This window comes from Burkholderia sp. Bp8986 (genome assembly GCF_003854225.1).
Classification (GTDB): domain Bacteria; phylum Pseudomonadota; class Gammaproteobacteria; order Burkholderiales; family Burkholderiaceae; genus Burkholderia.
Genome location: NZ_QTQM01000229.1, coordinates 1 through 317 on the forward strand (window position 1 = coordinate 1; position 317 = coordinate 317).

At 61.8% G+C, this 317-nt stretch carries 1 pseudogene; it reads left to right on the forward strand.

Features of this window, described 5'->3' with window-relative positions:
- Nucleotides 1-317: pseudogene (locus DID99_RS37025) on the forward strand (4Fe-4S dicluster domain-containing protein); the annotation flags it as partial.

Sequence of the window (317 nt, forward strand, 5' to 3'; positions counted from 1 at the left end):
GGTCGCCAGAGCGATGAGCTCAACGCGTACCCGGACGCCTTCAAGCAATCGTGGCTGTACACGGAGCTGTACCGCGCGCGCAACTTCAAGCAGTGGATGGCGAAGGGCCTGTACCTCGGCACGCTGATGGTCGGGCTGGAACAGAAGGTGATGGGCGGCAACGTGCCGTGGACGCTGCACCACAAGCATGCGGACCACGAGATGCTGAAGCCGGCGTCGCAATGCACGCCGATCGAGTATCCGAAGCCGGACGGCAAGCTGACGTTCGACCGGTTGTCGTCGGTGTTCATCTCGAATACGAACCACGAGGAACACCA